At 68.4% G+C, this 14,976-nt stretch carries 19 protein-coding genes; 10 read left to right on the forward strand and 9 right to left on the reverse strand.

Going from position 1 to position 14,976, the window contains the following annotated elements; translation table 11 throughout:
* Positions 1 to 118: 118 nt before the first annotated feature.
* Both EV278_RS06850 and purQ read left to right on the forward strand, forming a co-directional pair.
* A complete protein-coding gene (locus tag EV278_RS06850) occupies positions 119 to 604 on the forward strand; it encodes a DUF3291 domain-containing protein (protein WP_132088478.1) in 486 nt (161 codons plus the stop codon).
* Positions 605 to 779: 175 nt separating this feature from the next.
* Positions 780 to 1,442 (forward strand): phosphoribosylformylglycinamidine synthase subunit PurQ, encoded by a 663-nt coding sequence (gene purQ, locus EV278_RS06855; RefSeq protein WP_132088481.1) that lies wholly within the window; start codon positions 780 to 782, stop codon positions 1,440 to 1,442.
* 98 nt (positions 1,443 to 1,540) lie between these two features.
* Here purQ and EV278_RS06860 read toward each other — a convergent pair whose 3' ends face one another.
* Positions 1,541 to 1,936, reverse strand: a complete 396-nt coding sequence (locus EV278_RS06860) for a type II toxin-antitoxin system VapC family toxin (RefSeq protein WP_132088484.1) — start codon at positions 1,934 to 1,936, stop codon at positions 1,541 to 1,543.
* The gene (locus EV278_RS06865) at positions 1,936 to 2,196 is read right to left on the reverse strand and encodes a type II toxin-antitoxin system VapB family antitoxin (RefSeq protein ID WP_132088487.1); all 261 of its coding nucleotides are present in this window, start codon (positions 2,194 to 2,196) and stop codon (positions 1,936 to 1,938) included. The genes EV278_RS06860 and EV278_RS06865 overlap by 1 nt, the downstream gene beginning before the upstream one ends.
* Positions 2,197 to 2,366: 170 nt before the next feature.
* Between EV278_RS06865 and EV278_RS06870 the strand changes: the two genes are divergently transcribed.
* Entirely contained in the window at positions 2,367 to 4,280 is a 1,914-nt protein-coding gene (locus EV278_RS06870; protein ID WP_132088490.1) for a CocE/NonD family hydrolase, read from the forward strand.
* 171 nt (positions 4,281 to 4,451) lie between these two features.
* Here EV278_RS06870 and EV278_RS23925 read toward each other — a convergent pair whose 3' ends face one another.
* From EV278_RS23925 to EV278_RS06885, 4 genes are all read right to left on the reverse strand, one after another.
* Complete coding sequence (locus EV278_RS23925) at positions 4,452 to 4,616, reverse strand: hypothetical protein (protein WP_165916544.1); 165 nt, start codon at positions 4,614 to 4,616, stop codon at positions 4,452 to 4,454.
* Positions 4,617 to 4,700: 84 nt separating this feature from the next.
* A complete protein-coding gene (locus EV278_RS06875; protein ID WP_132088493.1) occupies positions 4,701 to 5,297 on the reverse strand; it encodes a peptidylprolyl isomerase in 597 nt (198 codons plus the stop codon).
* The gene (locus EV278_RS06880) at positions 5,294 to 5,689 is read right to left on the reverse strand and encodes a type II toxin-antitoxin system VapC family toxin (RefSeq protein ID WP_132088496.1); all 396 of its coding nucleotides are present in this window, start codon (positions 5,687 to 5,689) and stop codon (positions 5,294 to 5,296) included. Before EV278_RS06880 ends, EV278_RS06875 begins: the two co-directional genes overlap by 4 nt.
* Positions 5,686 to 5,952 carry a type II toxin-antitoxin system VapB family antitoxin gene (locus EV278_RS06885; RefSeq protein WP_132088499.1) on the reverse strand — a complete coding sequence of 89 codons (267 nt, stop codon included), beginning with the start codon at positions 5,950 to 5,952 and terminating at the stop codon, positions 5,686 to 5,688. The genes EV278_RS06880 and EV278_RS06885 overlap by 4 nt, the downstream gene beginning before the upstream one ends.
* 67 nt (positions 5,953 to 6,019) lie before the next feature.
* Here EV278_RS06885 and purL point away from each other — a divergent pair, with 67 nt between their 5' ends.
* Both purL and EV278_RS06895 read left to right on the forward strand, forming a co-directional pair.
* Positions 6,020 to 8,233 (forward strand): phosphoribosylformylglycinamidine synthase subunit PurL, encoded by a 2,214-nt coding sequence (gene purL / locus EV278_RS06890; protein ID WP_132088502.1) that lies wholly within the window; start codon positions 6,020 to 6,022, stop codon positions 8,231 to 8,233.
* A gap of 14 nt (positions 8,234 to 8,247) precedes the next feature.
* Positions 8,248 to 8,619, forward strand: a complete 372-nt coding sequence (locus EV278_RS06895) for a hypothetical protein (protein WP_132088505.1) — start codon at positions 8,248 to 8,250, stop codon at positions 8,617 to 8,619.
* 75 nt (positions 8,620 to 8,694) lie between these two features.
* Here the strand turns inward: EV278_RS06895 and EV278_RS06900 are convergent, their stop codons facing one another.
* A complete protein-coding gene (locus EV278_RS06900; RefSeq protein WP_347812819.1) occupies positions 8,695 to 9,615 on the reverse strand; it encodes an AraC family transcriptional regulator in 921 nt (306 codons plus the stop codon).
* A 106-nt stretch (positions 9,616 to 9,721) separates the two neighbouring features.
* Here EV278_RS06900 and EV278_RS06905 point away from each other — a divergent pair, with 106 nt between their 5' ends.
* Positions 9,722 to 10,603 (forward strand): oxidoreductase, encoded by an 882-nt coding sequence (locus tag EV278_RS06905; protein WP_132088511.1) that lies wholly within the window; start codon positions 9,722 to 9,724, stop codon positions 10,601 to 10,603.
* Between the two features lie 260 nt (positions 10,604 to 10,863).
* Here the strand turns inward: EV278_RS06905 and EV278_RS06910 are convergent, their stop codons facing one another.
* Entirely contained in the window at positions 10,864 to 11,367 is a 504-nt protein-coding gene (locus EV278_RS06910; protein ID WP_132088514.1) for a helix-turn-helix domain-containing protein, read from the reverse strand.
* Positions 11,368 to 11,490: 123 nt separating this feature from the next.
* On the opposite strand from EV278_RS06910, the gene EV278_RS06915 reads away from it, so the two are divergent.
* A complete protein-coding gene (locus EV278_RS06915) occupies positions 11,491 to 12,297 on the forward strand; it encodes an SDR family oxidoreductase (protein WP_132088517.1) in 807 nt (268 codons plus the stop codon).
* A gap of 137 nt (positions 12,298 to 12,434) precedes the next feature.
* On the forward strand, positions 12,435 to 12,641 hold the full coding sequence (locus EV278_RS06920; protein ID WP_132088520.1) for a hypothetical protein: 207 nt from the start codon (positions 12,435 to 12,437) through the stop codon (positions 12,639 to 12,641).
* Positions 12,642 to 12,702: 61 nt separating this feature from the next.
* Here EV278_RS06920 and EV278_RS06925 read toward each other — a convergent pair whose 3' ends face one another.
* On the reverse strand, positions 12,703 to 13,629 hold the full coding sequence (locus tag EV278_RS06925) for a M20/M25/M40 family metallo-hydrolase (protein WP_132088523.1): 927 nt from the start codon (positions 13,627 to 13,629) through the stop codon (positions 12,703 to 12,705).
* Between the two features lie 182 nt (positions 13,630 to 13,811).
* Between EV278_RS06925 and EV278_RS06930 the strand changes: the two genes are divergently transcribed.
* Together EV278_RS06930 and EV278_RS06935 are read left to right on the forward strand one after the other, a co-directional pair.
* Positions 13,812 to 14,048 carry a BolA family transcriptional regulator gene (locus tag EV278_RS06930; protein ID WP_012287488.1) on the forward strand — a complete coding sequence of 79 codons (237 nt, stop codon included), beginning with the start codon at positions 13,812 to 13,814 and terminating at the stop codon, positions 14,046 to 14,048.
* A gap of 5 nt (positions 14,049 to 14,053) precedes the next feature.
* Complete coding sequence (locus tag EV278_RS06935; RefSeq protein ID WP_132088526.1) at positions 14,054 to 14,953, forward strand: aldo/keto reductase; 900 nt, start codon at positions 14,054 to 14,056, stop codon at positions 14,951 to 14,953.
* Positions 14,954 to 14,976: the final 23 nt, after the last annotated feature.

Raw genomic sequence — 14,976 nt, forward strand, 5'->3', positions numbered from 1 at the left:
CGCCTGTCCCCGTCCGCGCCATGATCCAGCGCCCTCCTCCGGAGCGGCGCTTTTTCTTTGCGCCACGCCTTCCGCTCCCGCCTCGCCGCCCCATGTTCGGTGAAATCGGAGGGTTTGCATGAGCGCGAAGTTCCACCTGGCCCAGGTCAACATCGGTCGCCTGCGCGCGCCGATCGATCATCCGATGATCAAGGACTTCGCCGACAACCTCGATCCGATCAACGCCCTGGCCGAGGCCTCGCCCGGCTTCGTCTGGCGACTGACCGGCGAGGGCAACAACGCCACCGACCTGCAGCCGTTCGACGACGCCCTGATCGCGATCAACATGTCGGTCTGGACCGACATCCCGTCGCTGGGCGCCTATGTCTATCGCGGCGGCCACGTGCAGTTCATGCGCCGCCGCCGTGAATGGTTCGAGCACATGGACCTCTACATGGTCCTGTGGTGGGTCCCTGCCGGCCACCGCCCGACCATCGAGGAAGCCAAGGCCAAGCTGGCCCTGCTGGAGACCCACGGCCCGACGCCGGAAGCCTTCACGTTCAAGGTTCCCTTCCCCGCGCCGGACGAGGCGACGGCGGAGCCGGTGCTGGACGAATGCGCCTAGGACGTCCGACGCCGCGGGCCCCCTCCGGCCCTTCGGGCCACCTCCCCCAGAGGGGGAGGATCTAATTTATACGAGCTGCTCCCCTCTGGGGGAGCTGTCGGCGAAGCCGACTGAGGGGCGTCCCGGTCGCGAAGCCCCCTGACATCCCCAGCGAACGGTGCTACAGGCCCGCGCCATGAAAGCCGCCGTCGTCGTCTTCCCCGGTTCCAATTGCGATCGTGACTGCAAGGTCGCCATCGAGCGCTCCGCTGGAGCCCGCGTCGAGATGGTCTGGCACCAGGAGACGGCCCTGCCGGACGACCTGGACCTGATCGTCCTGCCCGGCGGCTTCTCCTACGGCGACTACCTGCGCTGCGGGGCCATGGCCGCCCAGAGCCCGGTCATGCGCGAGGTCGTCAAGGCGGCCGAGGACGGCGTGGCCGTGGTCGGGATCTGCAACGGCTTCCAGGTGCTGACCGAGGTCGGCCTGCTGCCCGGCGCCCTGCTGCGCAACGCCAAGCTCAAATATGTCTGCAAGCCGGTGGCCCTGGACGTGGTCAACAGCCAGACCCGCTTCACCGCCAGCTTCGGCGAGCAGCGCTCGGCGGTGATGACGGTCGGCAACGGCGAGGGCAACTACTTCGCCGACGAGGCGACGCTGGACCGGATCGAGGGTGAGGGCCAGGTGGTGTTCCGCTACCAGGACAATCCCAACGGTTCGGCCCGCGACATCGCCGGCGTCATGAACGCCAAGGGCAACGTCCTGGGCCTGATGCCCCACCCCGACCGCGCGTTCGACCCTGACCTGGGCTCGGAAGACGGGGCCCTGCTGTTCCGCAGCATCTTCGCCAGCGCCTAGAGCATCGCGCGGAAAAGTAGACGCCGGTTTTCAGCAAAAAGCGGTGCGAAAACAAAATCTGGAGCAAGTCGTGCGATTCCTATATCGCGCGATTTGCTCTAGAGCATCGCGCGGATGATGTCGGTGCGACTGAAATCGTCGCCCTTGAACAGCAGCGGCTCTCCCGTAATCCTGGCCAGGGCATAGGCGAAACTGTCGCCGTAGTTCAGGCTGGCCGAATGACGGGTTCGCCCGTAGCGCTCCAAGGCCTGGGCGGCGGTTCTGGCCTGCTCCGATGTGACATCCACCACCACCATTCCGAGGCGGCGGAAGGTCTCGTCGATGGTCGCCGCGGCGGCGGCCTCAGGATAGCGGCGCGACAGCACCGCGACACATTCCACATAACTGGCCGCCGAAACCAGCCGGGTGTCGGCAGCGAGAATCGCGGTGACAAAGGCGGCGCGTTCGCTCTCGCCGAACTCAATGGCGATGATCGCCGAGGTGTCGATGACCATCAGCGCGGCAATCCGGCCTCGTCATAGAGATCGGCCTCGATCTCGGTCCGGCCCAGACCGGTATCGGGTCCTAGGTCTCGGGCCTGGAGCCAGCGCATGATCTCCGCCGCCCGCGCGGCCGGGGGCGTGGCGTCGCCACCCCGTCGCTTCAGTTCATTTTCGGCCGCGACCCGAACGGTCTCGGTAAGACCAAGTCCCGTGCGCTCGGCCAGGGCTCGCACGATGCGGTCGGTTTCGGCGTCCTTGATGCTGAAAGCCATCTAGAAAACTCCTCTTTTCTAGAAATATCACAGGCAGAACACATCGACCATTCTGAGCGTCCGATCAGAGCGTCTCCCATTTCACGGATAAGGAGATTGCAGGCGATGTTACACTATAGCGCCCCACCCAAACCCCTCCTAAGCTCCCCGCACCTTTTGGGGAGCTTTCCATGAGTCTTGCGTCCAACTTGCGCGCCGGCCTGTTGGCCGCCGCCGTCCTCACCGCCTTCGCCGGCGTCGCCCAAGCCCAGACTTCGGCCCTGACGCCGGACATCGACGGCAAGTACGTCGCGCCCACGGCCGGCTACGACTACGACAAGCGCGTGGTGATGATCCCGATGCGCGACGGGACCAAGCTCTACACCGTGATCGTCGTGCCCAAGGGAGCCAGGAACGCGCCGATCCTGCTGACCCGCACGCCCTACAACGCCGCCAAGCGCACGGCCCGCAACGACAGCCCTCACATGATCTCCGAGCTCGCCCAGGGCGACGAGGTGTTCGTCAAGGACGGCTATATCCGCGTCATCCAGGACATCCGCGGCAAGTACGGCTCGGAGGGCGACTATGTGATGACCCGCCCGCTGAAGGGACCGCTGAACAACAGCGAGGTCGACCACGCCACCGACGCCTACGACACCATCGAGTGGCTGACCAAGAACGTGGCCGAGAGCAACGGCAAGGTCGGCATGCTGGGCTCGTCCTACGAGGGCTTCACCGTGGTCATGGCCCTGGTCAATCCGCACCCGGCCCTGAAGGTGGCCGCGCCGATGAGCCCGATGGTCGACGGCTGGATGGGCGACGACTGGTTCCACTTCGGCGCGTTCCGGCAGGTGAACTTCGACTATTTCGTCGGCCAGACCACCAAGCGGGGGGCCGGCGACAGCGTCGCGCGCCAGAGCCCGGACGACTACGAGAACTTCCGCCGCGCCGGCTCGGCCGGCGACTACGCCAAGGCCAACGGGCTGGACGTCCTGCCCTGGTGGAAGAAGCTGACCGAGAACGCCGCCTACACGCCGTTCTGGAGCCAGCAGGCGCTGGATAAGACCATGGCCGAGCAGCCGCTGAAGGTGCCGACCATGTGGATCCAGGGCCTGTGGGACCAGGAGGACATGTGGGGCGCGGTCCACGCCTACGCCGCTACCGAGCCGAAGGACACGGCCAACGACAAGAGCTACCTGGTGCTGGGTCCCTGGCGGCATAGCCAGGTGAACTATGACGGCTCCAGCCTGGGGGTGTTCAAGTGGGACGGCGACACCGCTCTGCAGTTCCGCCGCGACGTGCTGCTGCCGTTCTTCAACCAGTACCTGAAGGACGGCGCGCCCAAGGCCGACACGCCGCCGGTGCTGATCTACGACCCCGGCCAGAATCGCTGGGATCACTACAAAAGCTGGCCGCAGGGCGCGGCCAAGAACCTCTACCTGACCGGCGCTGGCGGCCTGTCGTTCAGCGCCCCCGCCACGGCCAAGGGCGCGGCCGCCTATGACGAATACGTCTCCGATCCCGCCAAGCCCGTGCCCTACATCCCCCGCCCGATGAAGTTCGGCGACCGCGACCGCTGGACGCCCTGGCTGCTGACCGACCAGCGCGCCGTGGCCGACCGCACCGACGTGCTGAGCTACGTCTCCGAGCCCCTGACCGCGCCGCTGAAGATCGCCGGCGTGCCGAAGGTCAACCTGACGGCCTCGACCAGCGGCACGGACAGCGACTGGGTGGTCAAGCTGATCGACGTCTTCCCCGATGAGGTTCCCAGCCAGCCCGAACTGGGCGGCTACCAGCTGGCCGTGGGCATGGACATCTTCCGCGGCCGCTATCGCGAGAGCTTCAGCGCCCCCAAGGCCCTCAAGCCCAATGCGCCGCTGAAGTACCAGTTCATCCTGCCGACCGCGAACTACACGTTCCAGCCGGGTCACCGGATCATGGTTCAGGTGCAGTCCAGCTGGTTCCCGCTCTACGACCGCAACCCGCAGACCTTCGTACCCAACATCTTCTTCGCCAAGCCGGCGGACTATGTGAAGGCCACCCAGCGGGTCTATCACGCGGGCGACACGGCCAGCTTCATCGAGCTGCCGGTGGTGGGGCGGTAGCCCCCCTCCGGCCCTTCGGGTCACCTCCCCCAGAGGGGGAGGATCTGCGCTGTACAAGCTGCTCCCCCTCTGGGGGAGCTGTCGGCGAAGCCGACTGAGGGGACTCCCCTCAACGAAAAGGGGCCGGCGGATACCGCCGGCCCCGCCTTCACATTTACGGAGCGTAGTTTGTCAGCGGTCGCGGCGCTGCTGATCCGCCTGATTGGCCTGGCCGCCGGGATTGCGGCCCTGCTCGTTCTGGCGGTTGCGGTCGCCTTGCTGCTGCTGCTGGCCCGGAGACTGTCGCTGCGGGTCGTTCTGCTGCTGCTGCGGACCTCGGGTCTTGTTGTCACCCATGAGCTTTCTCCTTGGACAGCGCGCCGATCGCGCACGAAAAGGAAAACGGCCCGGGATTCAGCCCGTTCCCAGCGCCAAGCTGCCTTAGTTCCGGCTTAGCTTTTGAATCTTCACCGGGTTTTCGATGATCTGGCCCTTCATGTAGGGGTCGTCGGCCTTGGCGACAGTCGGGGCGTCGTGGATCTTGCGGACCACGTCCATGCCCTCGATCACCCTGCCGAACGCCGCGAAGCCCTGGCCGTCCTTGTTGCGGGGCCCGCCGAAGTCCAGGGCCGGATTGTCGCCCAGGCAGATGAAGAACTCCGAGCCCGCCGTGCCCGGCTTGTCCCGCGCCATCGAGATCACGCCGTCGGTATGCAGGACCCCGGTGACCCTGGTCGTCTCATGGGCGATGGCCGGCAGCGGGCTGTCGTCGCGGTTCAGCCCGCCCTGGATGACGCTGATGGTCGCCGGGTTGTTGTCGTTCTTCGGAGAAACCGTCCGGTAGAAGCTGCCGCCGTCCAGCAGATGCTGGTCCGCATAGGCCAGGAAATTGGCCACGGTGATCGGCGCCTTGTCCGGATAGAGCTCGATGACGATCGGCCCCAGGTCGGTGACCATCCGAACCCGCACGGGCGCGGCGCCCGCGGCGGTCAGGGGCAGGACGGCGGCGAGCGCGATCACGTGGCGGCGGGAGATCATGGGGCGGCTCGCTTCACATCGGTGTGGCTGAAGTCATTTCCCTTGAACAGCAACGGCTCGTCCAGGGATTTGGCAAGAGCGTAGGCGAAGCTGTCGCCATAGTTCAGCGCGGCGTCATGCCGGCCTTTCCCATAGATCCGCCTCGCCTCGGCGGCGGCGTAGGCCTGCTCCGCGGTGAGCGCGACGATCTCGATCCGCAGCCGCGCGATGTCGCGATTGAGCAGAGAGACGCCGGTTTCCGCCTTCCACCGCCGCATATAGACCTCCGACGCCTCAACGTAGGACGCGGCCGACATCAGGCGACGCCTGGCGCGCAGCAGGAGCGCATAGAAGGCGTCCGCCTCGGGTTCGCGCAACGAAATGGCCATCAGGGCCGAGGTGTCGATGATCATCCGATCGGCTGGCCGTGCTCGTCGTACAGCTCGGCTTCGATCTCGCGCCAGTCGCGAGGGTCGAGCACCGGCCGGGCGTCGAGCTCCGCGAAGAACGCGTGCTTGGCCGCCTCCTCCGCATCGGACAGGGCATAAGGCTCGGCAAGTCGCGCGACCTTCTCGACCAGGGCTTGATGGATGGCTTCGGTCAGACTTTCCCCCGTGGCGTCAGCGACCTGCCGAGCCAGGGCCTCGGTCTCCGCGCGCTTGATGCTGATGCCCATTCTAGAACCACCTTTGACGTTTCTAGAATATAGCGGAATCCCCCGGGTCAGGCTAGAAGGCCCGCCCATGAGCACCTCGCCCTCCCCCGCCAAGTCCATGGCCGACACGGCCGCCGAATTCGGTCTCAAGCCGGAGGAGTACGCCGTCGTCCTCGACCGCCTGGGCCGCGAGCCCAACCTGGTCGAGCTGGGGGTGTTCTCGGTGATGTGGTCCGAGCACTGCTCGTACAAGTCGTCGAAGAACCAGCTGAAGAAGTTCCCGATCACCGGCCCGCGGGTGATCTGCGGCCCCGGCGAGAACGCCGGCGTGATCGACATCGACGACGGCGACGCCATCATCTTCAAGATGGAAAGCCACAACCACCCGTCCTACATCGAGCCCTACCAGGGCGCGGCGACGGGCGTGGGCGGCATCATGCGCGACGTGTTCACGATGGGCGCGCGGCCGATCGCCCTGCTCAACGCCTTGCGGTTCGGCGAGCCCGACCATCCCAAGACCAAGCGCCTGGTCGACGGCGTGGTCGCCGGCATCGCCGGCTACGGCAACTGCGTGGGCGTGCCCACGGTCGCCGGCGAGACCAACTTCCACAAGGGCTACAACGGCAATATCCTGGTCAACGCCATGTGCGTGGGCCTGGCCGACGCCGACAAGATCTTCTATTCGGCCGCCCCGGGCCCGGGCCTGGCGGTCGTCTATTTCGGCTCCAAGACCGGCCGCGACGGCATTCACGGCGCGACCATGTCTTCGGCCGAGTTCAGCGAGGATTCCGAGGAGAAGCGTCCCACCGTCCAGGTCGGCGATCCCTTCGCCGAGAAGCTGCTGATCGAGGCCACCCTGGAGCTGATGGCCACCGGCGCCGTCGCCGCCATCCAGGACATGGGCGCGGCGGGCCTGACCTCGTCGTCGGTCGAGATGGCGGGCAAGGGCGGGGTCGGCATCGAGCTGGACATGGACATGGTGCCCCAGCGCGAGGAGGGCATGAGCGCCTACGAGATGATGCTCTCGGAAAGCCAGGAGCGGATGCTGGCGGTGCTGAAGCCCGGCCGCGAGCAGGACGGCCACGCCATCTTCGAGAAGTGGGGCCTGGACGCCGCCGTCATCGGCCATACCACCGACACCGGCCACCTGGTGCTCAGGCACCATGGCGAGGTGGTCTGCGACGTGCCGCTGGCCCCGCTGTTCGACGACGCGCCGCTGTACGACCGGCCCTGGGTCCAGCCGACGCTGCATCCGCACCTCGACCCGGGCAAGATCCCCGCCCCCGCCGACTGGACCGCGGCCGTGCTGAAGGTGGTCGGCAGCCCCGACATGGCCTCCAAGCGCTGGCTGTGGGAGCAGTACGACCGCCACGTCATGGCCGACACCCTGGAAGACAGCGCCACCGGCTGCGACGCCGGCGTCGTGCGCATCCACGGCAAGGGCAAGGCGATCGCCGTGACCAGCGACGTCACCCCGCGCTACGTCCAGAACGACCCCTACGAGGGCGGCAAGCAGGCCGTGGCCGAGGCCTGGCGCAACCTGACCGCCGCCGGCGCGACCCCGATCGCCATCACCGACAACTTGAACTTCGGCAGCCCCGAAAAGCCCGAGACCATGGGCCAGATCGTCCGCGCCACCGACGGCATGGCCGAGGCCTGCCGGGCGCTGGACTTCCCGGTCGTGTCCGGGAACGTCAGCCTCTACAACGAGACCAACGGCGTCGCCATTCCGCCGACCCCCACCGTCGGCGCCGTCGGCCTGATCGACGACTACGACCTGCGCATGGGCTTCGGCAACGTGGCCGAAGGCGACACCCTGGTGCTGATCGGCGAGACCCACGGCGAGCTGGGCGCCTCGATCTATCTGCGCGAGATCCTGGGCCGCGAGGACGGCGCGCCGCCGCCGGTCGACCTGGCCGTCGAGCGCAAGAACGGCGACTTCGTGCGCGGCCTGATCCGCACGGGCCTGGTCGCCGGGCTGCACGACCTGTCGGACGGCGGGCTGCTGATCGCCGCGGCCGACATCGCCCTGGCCAGCCAGGTCGGCGTCACCCTGAACGCCACCAGCCACGCCCACGCCCATCCCTACCTGTTCGGCGAAGACCAGGCCCGCTACCTGGTGGCCACGCCCGATCCGGACGCGGTGCTGGCGGCGGCCAAGGAAGCCGGCGTCCACGCCATCGTGGCCGGGGTGGCGGGCGGCGACGCCTTCGCCTCGACCGACCTGTTCAGCATCCCGCTGGACGCCTTGCGCACGGCCCACGAGGCCTGGCTGCCGGGCTTCATGGGCGCGGCCGGCTAAAGGATTTTCCCAGTATGCGTAAGCTTTCCATCCTGGCGACCGCCAGCCTCGCCCTGTCGCTGCTGGCGGCCTGCGCGCCGGCCGCCCAGGCTCCCGCCCCTGCCGCCCCTTCCTCGACCGTTGCGGGCGCCGACGCCTCGTGCGCCGCGCGCGGCGGGACGATGCAGCCGGTCGGCCGCCTGCAGCGCCAGACCTGCGTCGTGCCCTATGCCGACGCCGGCAAGACCTGCTCGGACAAGGCCGACTGCCAGGGCGCCTGCATCGCCGAGGGCAACCTGGAAGCCCAGGGCGCCGTGAGCGGCCAGTGTCAGAAGACCAACGTCCAGTTCGGCTGCTACGCCAAGATCGTCGCCGGCAAGTCGACTGGCGCGATCTGCATCGACTAGGATTCTTCAAGATCCGCTCATCCCGGCGAACGCCGGGATGAGCGGAGTTGAGAATTGAACAGGCCGGTTGGCGCTTCAGGCCACGGCGAACGCGGCCTGGGGAGACGCTCGCAGCCGGGCGGCGTCGCGGCCCGGGGGCGCGCCGAACAGGCGGGCGTATTCACGGCTGAACTGGCTGGCGCTGTCGTAGCCGACGGTGAATCCCGCCCCCGCCACGTCGCCGGGCTGGCTCAGCAGCAGGGTCCGCGCCGCCTGCAGGCGCAGTTGCTTCTGGTACTGCAGCGGGCTCATGGCGGTCACCGCCCGGAAATGGCGGTGGAACGAGGCCGGGCTCATCCCCGCCAGCCGGGCCAGGGTCTCCACCTGCATGGGCGCGGCGAAGTTCGCGTGCAGCCACCGGATGGCGCGGTTGATCTGCGAGAGGCGGCTTTCGGCCAGGCCGATCTGCCGGATCGTGCCGCCGGTCGGCCCCTGCAGCAGCCGCCACAGCACCTCGCGCTCCAGCATCGGGGCCAGCACCGGAATATCGGCGGGCCGGTCCAGCAGCCGCACCAGCCGCAGGATCGCGTCCACCAGGTCGGGTCCCGCCGCGTTGACTTGCAGGCCCGCCGAAGCGGCCGGGGACGCCGGGGCGGGCGCCTCGAGGATCAGCCGCGCGATCTTGACCGGATCCAGGGCGACGCTCAGCGCCGCATAGGGCGCCTCGACGACCTGACCGCAGACCGGCAGGTCGACCGACACGGTCAGGAACTTGCCCACGTCGTAGCGGAACAAGCGGTCACCCAGCGCCGTGTGCTTGGCCCCCGCCACGATCAGGCACATCAGGGGCTGGTAGACCAGCGGCACGGGTTCGGTGGGCGTGCTGGCCCGGTACAACGACAGGCCGGGGACCGGGGTTTCGCAGGTCCCTTCCCCGCCGTGCCGCTTGAGCAGCGCGCCGATTTCGATCAGCGGATCCATGTCCGCCACATGCGCCCAGCCGTTGGCGTGGATCAAGCGCGAGGCGCAAGGATGATCGGATCGTGCAAGAGCCTGCGAGCAACACCCTAACGCTCGGGGGCGCTGGAGGCCTTCTATAGAGCCACCAACAAGGAGATTTTCCATGAGCAAGATCTGGTTCGTCACCGGCGCGGCCCGCGGCCTCGGCGCCGAGATTGCCAAGGCGGCGCTGGCCGCCGGCGACCGCGTCGTGGTCACCGGCCGCCGCCGCGAGGCGCTGCAAGCCGCCTTCAGTCCGGACAGCGACAAGGTTCTGTCGCTGTCGCTGGACGTCACCCGCGAGGCCGAGGCCGAAGGCGCCGTCGAGGCCGCCCTGGCCCGGTTCGGCCGCATCGATGTGCTGGTCAACAACGCCGGCTACGGCAATCTGGGCCTGTTCGAGGAGACCACCGACGCCGAGGCCCGGGCGCAGTACGACACCAACGTCTTCGGCCTCTACAACGTCACCCGCGCCGTCCTGCCGGTCCTGCGCCGCCAGCGGGCCGGACGGATCTTCAACGTCTCGTCGGTCGGCGGCCTGCTGGGCGGCGAAGGCGGCTCGCTCTACTGCGCCACCAAGTTCGCGGTCGAAGGGTTCTCGGAATCGATCGCCAAGGAGGTCGCCGCGTTCGGGATCCGGGTGACCATCGTCGAGCCCGGCTTCTTCCGCACCGACTTCCTCGATGACAGCTCAGTCCGCTACGGCTCGCGCCAGATCGAGGACTATGCCGAGCTGTCGAGCCAGATGAAGGCGTTCTGGGACGGCCGCAACCACGCCCAGGCCGGCGATCCGGCCAAGCTGGGCCGGGTGCTGGTCGATCTGGCCGACCGGGCGGACCCGCCGCTGCGCTTCGCCGCCGGTTCAGACGCGGTGGCGATGATCGGCGGCAAGATCGCCGCGCTCCAGGCCGAGCTGGACGCCTGGCGCGACCTGTCGGTCACCACCGACGGCGACGACGTCGCGGCCCAGGCCCAGGCCCAGGCCAAGGCCGGAACCTGGGGCTGATCTTGAGCGGGGCCCCGATCACTTTGCGGATCGGGGCCGTTCGCCCTCCAGCGCCGCATCGCCGTCCAGGGCGGCCGCCGGATGGGCGTCCCGCCACAGGCCGCGCAGCCACTTCCACAGCAGGGTCAAGATCATCGCTCCCTCCCAGGGCGGGTCTTCGCCGCTTTGGATCGCGCCGATCCTCTCCAAGCCCGGCGCGATCAATCCGGAACCCTAAACCGAAGGCTGAAAATCCGCCATGGCGATCGGAAGGGTTCCGCTCAGGGCGCCGCCTCGCGCCGCCGCGCGATGGCGGCGACCCGCTCCCGCACGGCCGGGCTGGCCGCGGGACCCGCGGCATGGACGAAGTCCGGGCTGTCCATCGGCTTGCCGGAGCGGCGATCCACCAGCACCGGCTCGGCCGGCAGGCCGGTGGTGACGTCCACCATCTGGCTGGCCACGCCCTCGGTCGCGTAGTGGCGATTGCCAAACGCCATCAGGGCCCTCATCACCGGCTCGAAATCCCGCGCCAGGTCCGTGGGCGCATATTCATGGCGCAACGGGCGCTGCCGATAGGGCCGGCGCTCCAGGAAACCCGCCTCGACCAGGGCCGCCAGCCGCTGGGCCAGGATATTGGGCGCCATGCCCAGGCTCTTCTCGAACTGGTCGAACCGGGTCAGGCCGTGGGCGGCGTCGCGCAGGATCATCAGGCTCCACGTGTCGCCCACCCGCTCCAGGGTGCGGCCGATGGGGCATTGTCCAGGATCGAAGGCGCGTCGGGTCATGAGTTCCATATAGGCGCTGGCTAGCAAAACGAAAGCTAGTCACTTGCATTTCAAAAGTGACTTACCACCTCAGCGTCACGGCCGGGCCATGGGGCCCTGCCCAACCCCTTCGGGATGAAGACGATGAGCAAGCAAGACATTCGCGGCGCGGCCCTGGTCACCGGCGCGTCCAGCGGCATCGGGGCCGCCTATGCCGACCGCCTGGCCCGCGCCGGCCACGACCTGGTGCTGGTGGCCCGCGACACCGCCCGGCTCGAGGCCCTGGCCGCCAGGTTGAAGGCCGAGACCGGCGTCAAGATCGACATCCTCACCGCCGACCTGACCCGCAAGGCCGACCTGGCCAAGGTGGAGGCCCGGCTGGCCGACGCCGCGATCGACATCCTGATCAACAACGCCGGTGTTTCCCTGGCGGGAGCCTTCGTCGAGCAGGACCTCGACCGGGTCGAAAGCATGATCCAGCTGAACGTCGTCTCGGTGACCCGCCTGGCCCACGCCGCCGCCAAGGCCTTCGCGGCCCGCGACCGCGGCGCGATCGTCAACATCTCGTCGGTGGTTGGCCTGGCTCCCGAGCTGCAGATGCCCGTCTACGGGGCGACCAAGGCCTATGTGACCTACTTCACCCAGACCCTGCGGCAGCAACTGAGCCCGAACATCCAACTCCAGGCCGTGCTGCCCGGCGCGACGCGCACCGAGATCTGGGACCGGTCGGGCAGCGGCGGGGCCGAGGCGCTGGACCCGAACATGCTGATGGAGGTCGACGACCTGGTCGACGCGGCCCTTGCCGGCTTCCACCAGGGCGAACTGATCACCATCCCGTCCCTGCCCGACCCGGCCGACTTCGCGGCCTATGACGCGGCCCGGGCCAAGTTGCTGCCGAACCTGTCGCGCAACCGCCCAGCCGCGCGCTACACGGTGAGCGAACCGGCCTAAACGTGATCGAAGGCCGGAGGCGCCCGGCGCCTTCGGCCGTCACGACAATTGCGCATCGCCGCCCTATCTATCTTCCGAGGCTGCCCCGGGAACGAACGTCGCGCCCAGCCGCTTGCCCGCCAGCCAAGGAGACCGACATGGCCGTCATTGCGAACCTGGACGAGTTCATTCTCGAAGAGACCGCCGAAGGCATCTTCCTGACCGTGACCGGCGACGACGAGCAGACCCTGAAGCTGCGGGTCACGCTGGACGACCTGGAGGAGATCGTCGAGGTCATCGACGAGGTCTTCGGGCTGGAAGCGGACGACGGCGAGGCCGAAGAGGTGGACGAGAGCGCGGGGTGACTTCAACGCCGCTCATCCCGGCTTTCGCCGGGATGAGCGGAACAATGAATAGCGCTGGACCCTACCGCCCCGCCCCCTTGCTGATCCCGTCCAGATCGTCGTCCAGCGCCCGCGTCGCCGTGACCACCGTGGCCACCGCCCGCTTGAAGAAGTCCTGCGGGATGGTGGCGAAGTCGTCGGTGGGCTGGTGGTATTCGGGGTGGTCCTCGACGCCGAAATAGACCCAGGGCACGCCCTTCTCGGCGAAGGCGCCTTGGTCGGACTGGGCGGTCCAGTTGTTCTCCTTGCCCTGGGCGTCGGTGTCGTGGCCCAGCAGCAGCTTGACCGGGGCGGTCCGGGCCACGGTCTCCAGCACCGGCTTCAGGTACGGCTGGGGACCGGCGCCGCTGACATAGAGCTGGCCCTTGGCGTTCTTGCTGATCATGTCGAAATTGACGTTCAGCCCGATGCTGGCCAGCGGCACGGGGGGATCGGCGACGAAGGCCTTGGCGCCTTTCAGCCCGCTCTCCTCGGCGTCGAAGGCGACGATCAGGACGGTGTGGCGTGGCGGCCGGGCCTTGAACGCCTCGGCCACGGCCAGCAGGCCGGCGACGCCCGAGGCGTTGTCGTCGGCCCCGTTATAGACCTGCCCCTTGCGCACCCCCAGGTGGTCGTAGTGGGCCGAGACCACCAGCACCTTGTCGGAGCTGGACGTGCCCTGGATCCGCGCCACCAGGTTCACGCCGCTGACCTCCCGGCCGAACCGGGGCTTGAAGGTGAACGGCCGCTCGAAGGTCCCGCCCTGAGGCCGCAGCCCGATCTGGCCGAAGCGCTGGACGATATAGGCCCGCGCCTTGGCCCCGCCCGGCGTCCCGACGCCCCGCCCTTCCATGTTGTCGGCCGACAGGATGCGGACGTCGTCCAGCGCATGGGCCCCGGGCTTGGAGGCGGCGTGGGCGGGAGCCGAAAGAACAACCGCAAAGGCCGCGGAGATCAGAAGAAGACGCATGCGGGACCTCGTTGATCTGATCTTCATGGCGTGCGTCGCCCGGATTTTGCAATGGATTCACTGTCACCTTTCCCTCCCGCGGAGCGAAAGCAACATTTCAGCCCGAACGGGCATTTTCCCGTATGCCCGTTCTTAAGGTTTACGCCGCATACCCAGGACTGAGAGATTCGGAGTCAAACGCCGTGCCCATGTCCTTCCCCGACCTCGAAGCCCGCCTGCACGACGCCTTTCCGGACGCCGAGATCGTGCTGACCGACCTGGCCGGCGACGGCGACCACTACAAGGCGCGGATCGTCTCGCCCGCCTTCCGCGGCCTGAACCGGGTCAAGCAGCACCAGATGGTCAACCGCGCCCTGGCCGACGTGCTGGGCGGGGCGCTGCACGCCCTGGCGCTCGAAACCGCCGCCCCGACGGAGTAGCGGCCATGCGCTATCGCCCCCTCGGCAGCGCGGGCGTGGCGGTCTCGGCGATCACGCTGAGGCTGGAGGACCAGCCGCGTCTGCGCGGAGCCGACTGGCGCAGGCTGATCTTCTCGGCCCTGGAAAGCGGCATCAACAGCTTCGAGATCGACGGCGTTTCGTCGGCCCTGATCGAGGGGGCGGCCGAGGCCTTTTCCACGGTCGAGCGGCGCCTGCTGTTCATCGGCTGGCGGCTGCGGGGCTCGCTGGACCGGGCGCTGAAGGCCCAGGCCGTGCACGACATGATCGACCAGGCCCTGGACCGCACTGGCCTGGGCCATCTGGACCTGGCCACCCTGGACGACCCGGACGCCAACGCCTTTCCCGCCGAGACCCTGGAGCAGCTGAAGGCCCTGCGCGGCGCGCGGCTGATCCGCCGGCTGGGCGTGGCCGGGGCCGGCGACAAGTTCGACGCCTATGTCGCCTCGGGCCAGTTCGACGCCATGGCCACGCCGTTCAACCTGGCCTCGGGCTGGGTGGAGCGCAACCGCGTGCGATCCGCCGTCGGCCGCGAGATGGCGGTGATCGGGCTGGACTACTGGCCCGACGCGCTGCGCGAGGACCACAAGGCCAGCTTCCTGCCCAAGCCGTCGCTGTGGCGGCGCAAGACCGATCCGCTGGCCGACGTCGGCGGCTACGACTTCCTGCGCAACACGCCCGGCTGGGACGCTCAGCAGATCTGCCTGGGCTACGCCCTGACCGAGCCGTCCCTGGCCTCGGTCCAGGTCACGGCCGCCTCGCCCGCCGAGGTCGAGGCCCTGGCGGCGATCGTCGAGCGCGACCTGCCGACCGGCTGCGCCGCCCAGATCGAGATGGCCCGCTTCTCGGCCCAGCAGCAGGCCGAGCGGTCAAAGCGTCGCGCCTGAGGCCGCCGGACGCCCCCAAGGCT

Source organism: Caulobacter sp. BK020, assembly GCF_004342605.1.
Classification (GTDB): Bacteria; Pseudomonadota; Alphaproteobacteria; order Caulobacterales; family Caulobacteraceae; genus Caulobacter.

Excerpts from the sequence above, each read along its gene's own strand:
- EV278_RS06870 (WP_132088490.1), top strand. The coding sequence starts at position 2,367 with ATGAGTCTTGCGTCCAACTTGCGCGCCGGCCTGTTGGCCGCCGCCGTC.
- EV278_RS06885 (WP_132088499.1), bottom strand. The coding sequence starts at position 5,952 with ATGGGCATCAGCATCAAGCGCGCGGAGACCGAGGCCCTGGCTCGGCAG.
- EV278_RS06895 (WP_132088505.1), top strand. The coding sequence starts at position 8,248 with ATGCGTAAGCTTTCCATCCTGGCGACCGCCAGCCTCGCCCTGTCGCTG.
- EV278_RS06860 (WP_132088484.1), bottom strand. The coding sequence starts at position 1,936 with ATGGTCATCGACACCTCGGCGATCATCGCCATTGAGTTCGGCGAGAGC.
- EV278_RS06910 (WP_132088514.1), bottom strand. The coding sequence starts at position 11,367 with ATGACCCGACGCGCCTTCGATCCTGGACAATGCCCCATCGGCCGCACC.
- EV278_RS06875 (WP_132088493.1), bottom strand. The coding sequence starts at position 5,297 with ATGATCTCCCGCCGCCACGTGATCGCGCTCGCCGCCGTCCTGCCCCTG.
- EV278_RS06865 (WP_132088487.1), bottom strand. The coding sequence starts at position 2,196 with ATGGCTTTCAGCATCAAGGACGCCGAAACCGACCGCATCGTGCGAGCC.
- EV278_RS06920 (WP_132088520.1), top strand. The coding sequence starts at position 12,435 with ATGGCCGTCATTGCGAACCTGGACGAGTTCATTCTCGAAGAGACCGCC.
- purL (WP_132088502.1), top strand. The coding sequence starts at position 6,020 with ATGAGCACCTCGCCCTCCCCCGCCAAGTCCATGGCCGACACGGCCGCC.
- EV278_RS23925 (WP_165916544.1), bottom strand. The coding sequence starts at position 4,616 with ATGGGTGACAACAAGACCCGAGGTCCGCAGCAGCAGCAGAACGACCCG.
- EV278_RS06880 (WP_132088496.1), bottom strand. The coding sequence starts at position 5,689 with ATGATCATCGACACCTCGGCCCTGATGGCCATTTCGTTGCGCGAACCC.
- purQ (WP_132088481.1), top strand. The coding sequence starts at position 780 with ATGAAAGCCGCCGTCGTCGTCTTCCCCGGTTCCAATTGCGATCGTGAC.
- EV278_RS06935 (WP_132088526.1), top strand. The coding sequence starts at position 14,054 with ATGCGCTATCGCCCCCTCGGCAGCGCGGGCGTGGCGGTCTCGGCGATC.
- EV278_RS06925 (WP_132088523.1), bottom strand. The coding sequence starts at position 13,629 with ATGCGTCTTCTTCTGATCTCCGCGGCCTTTGCGGTTGTTCTTTCGGCT.
- EV278_RS06915 (WP_132088517.1), top strand. The coding sequence starts at position 11,491 with ATGAGCAAGCAAGACATTCGCGGCGCGGCCCTGGTCACCGGCGCGTCC.
- EV278_RS06905 (WP_132088511.1), top strand. The coding sequence starts at position 9,722 with ATGAGCAAGATCTGGTTCGTCACCGGCGCGGCCCGCGGCCTCGGCGCC.
- EV278_RS06850 (WP_132088478.1), top strand. The coding sequence starts at position 119 with ATGAGCGCGAAGTTCCACCTGGCCCAGGTCAACATCGGTCGCCTGCGC.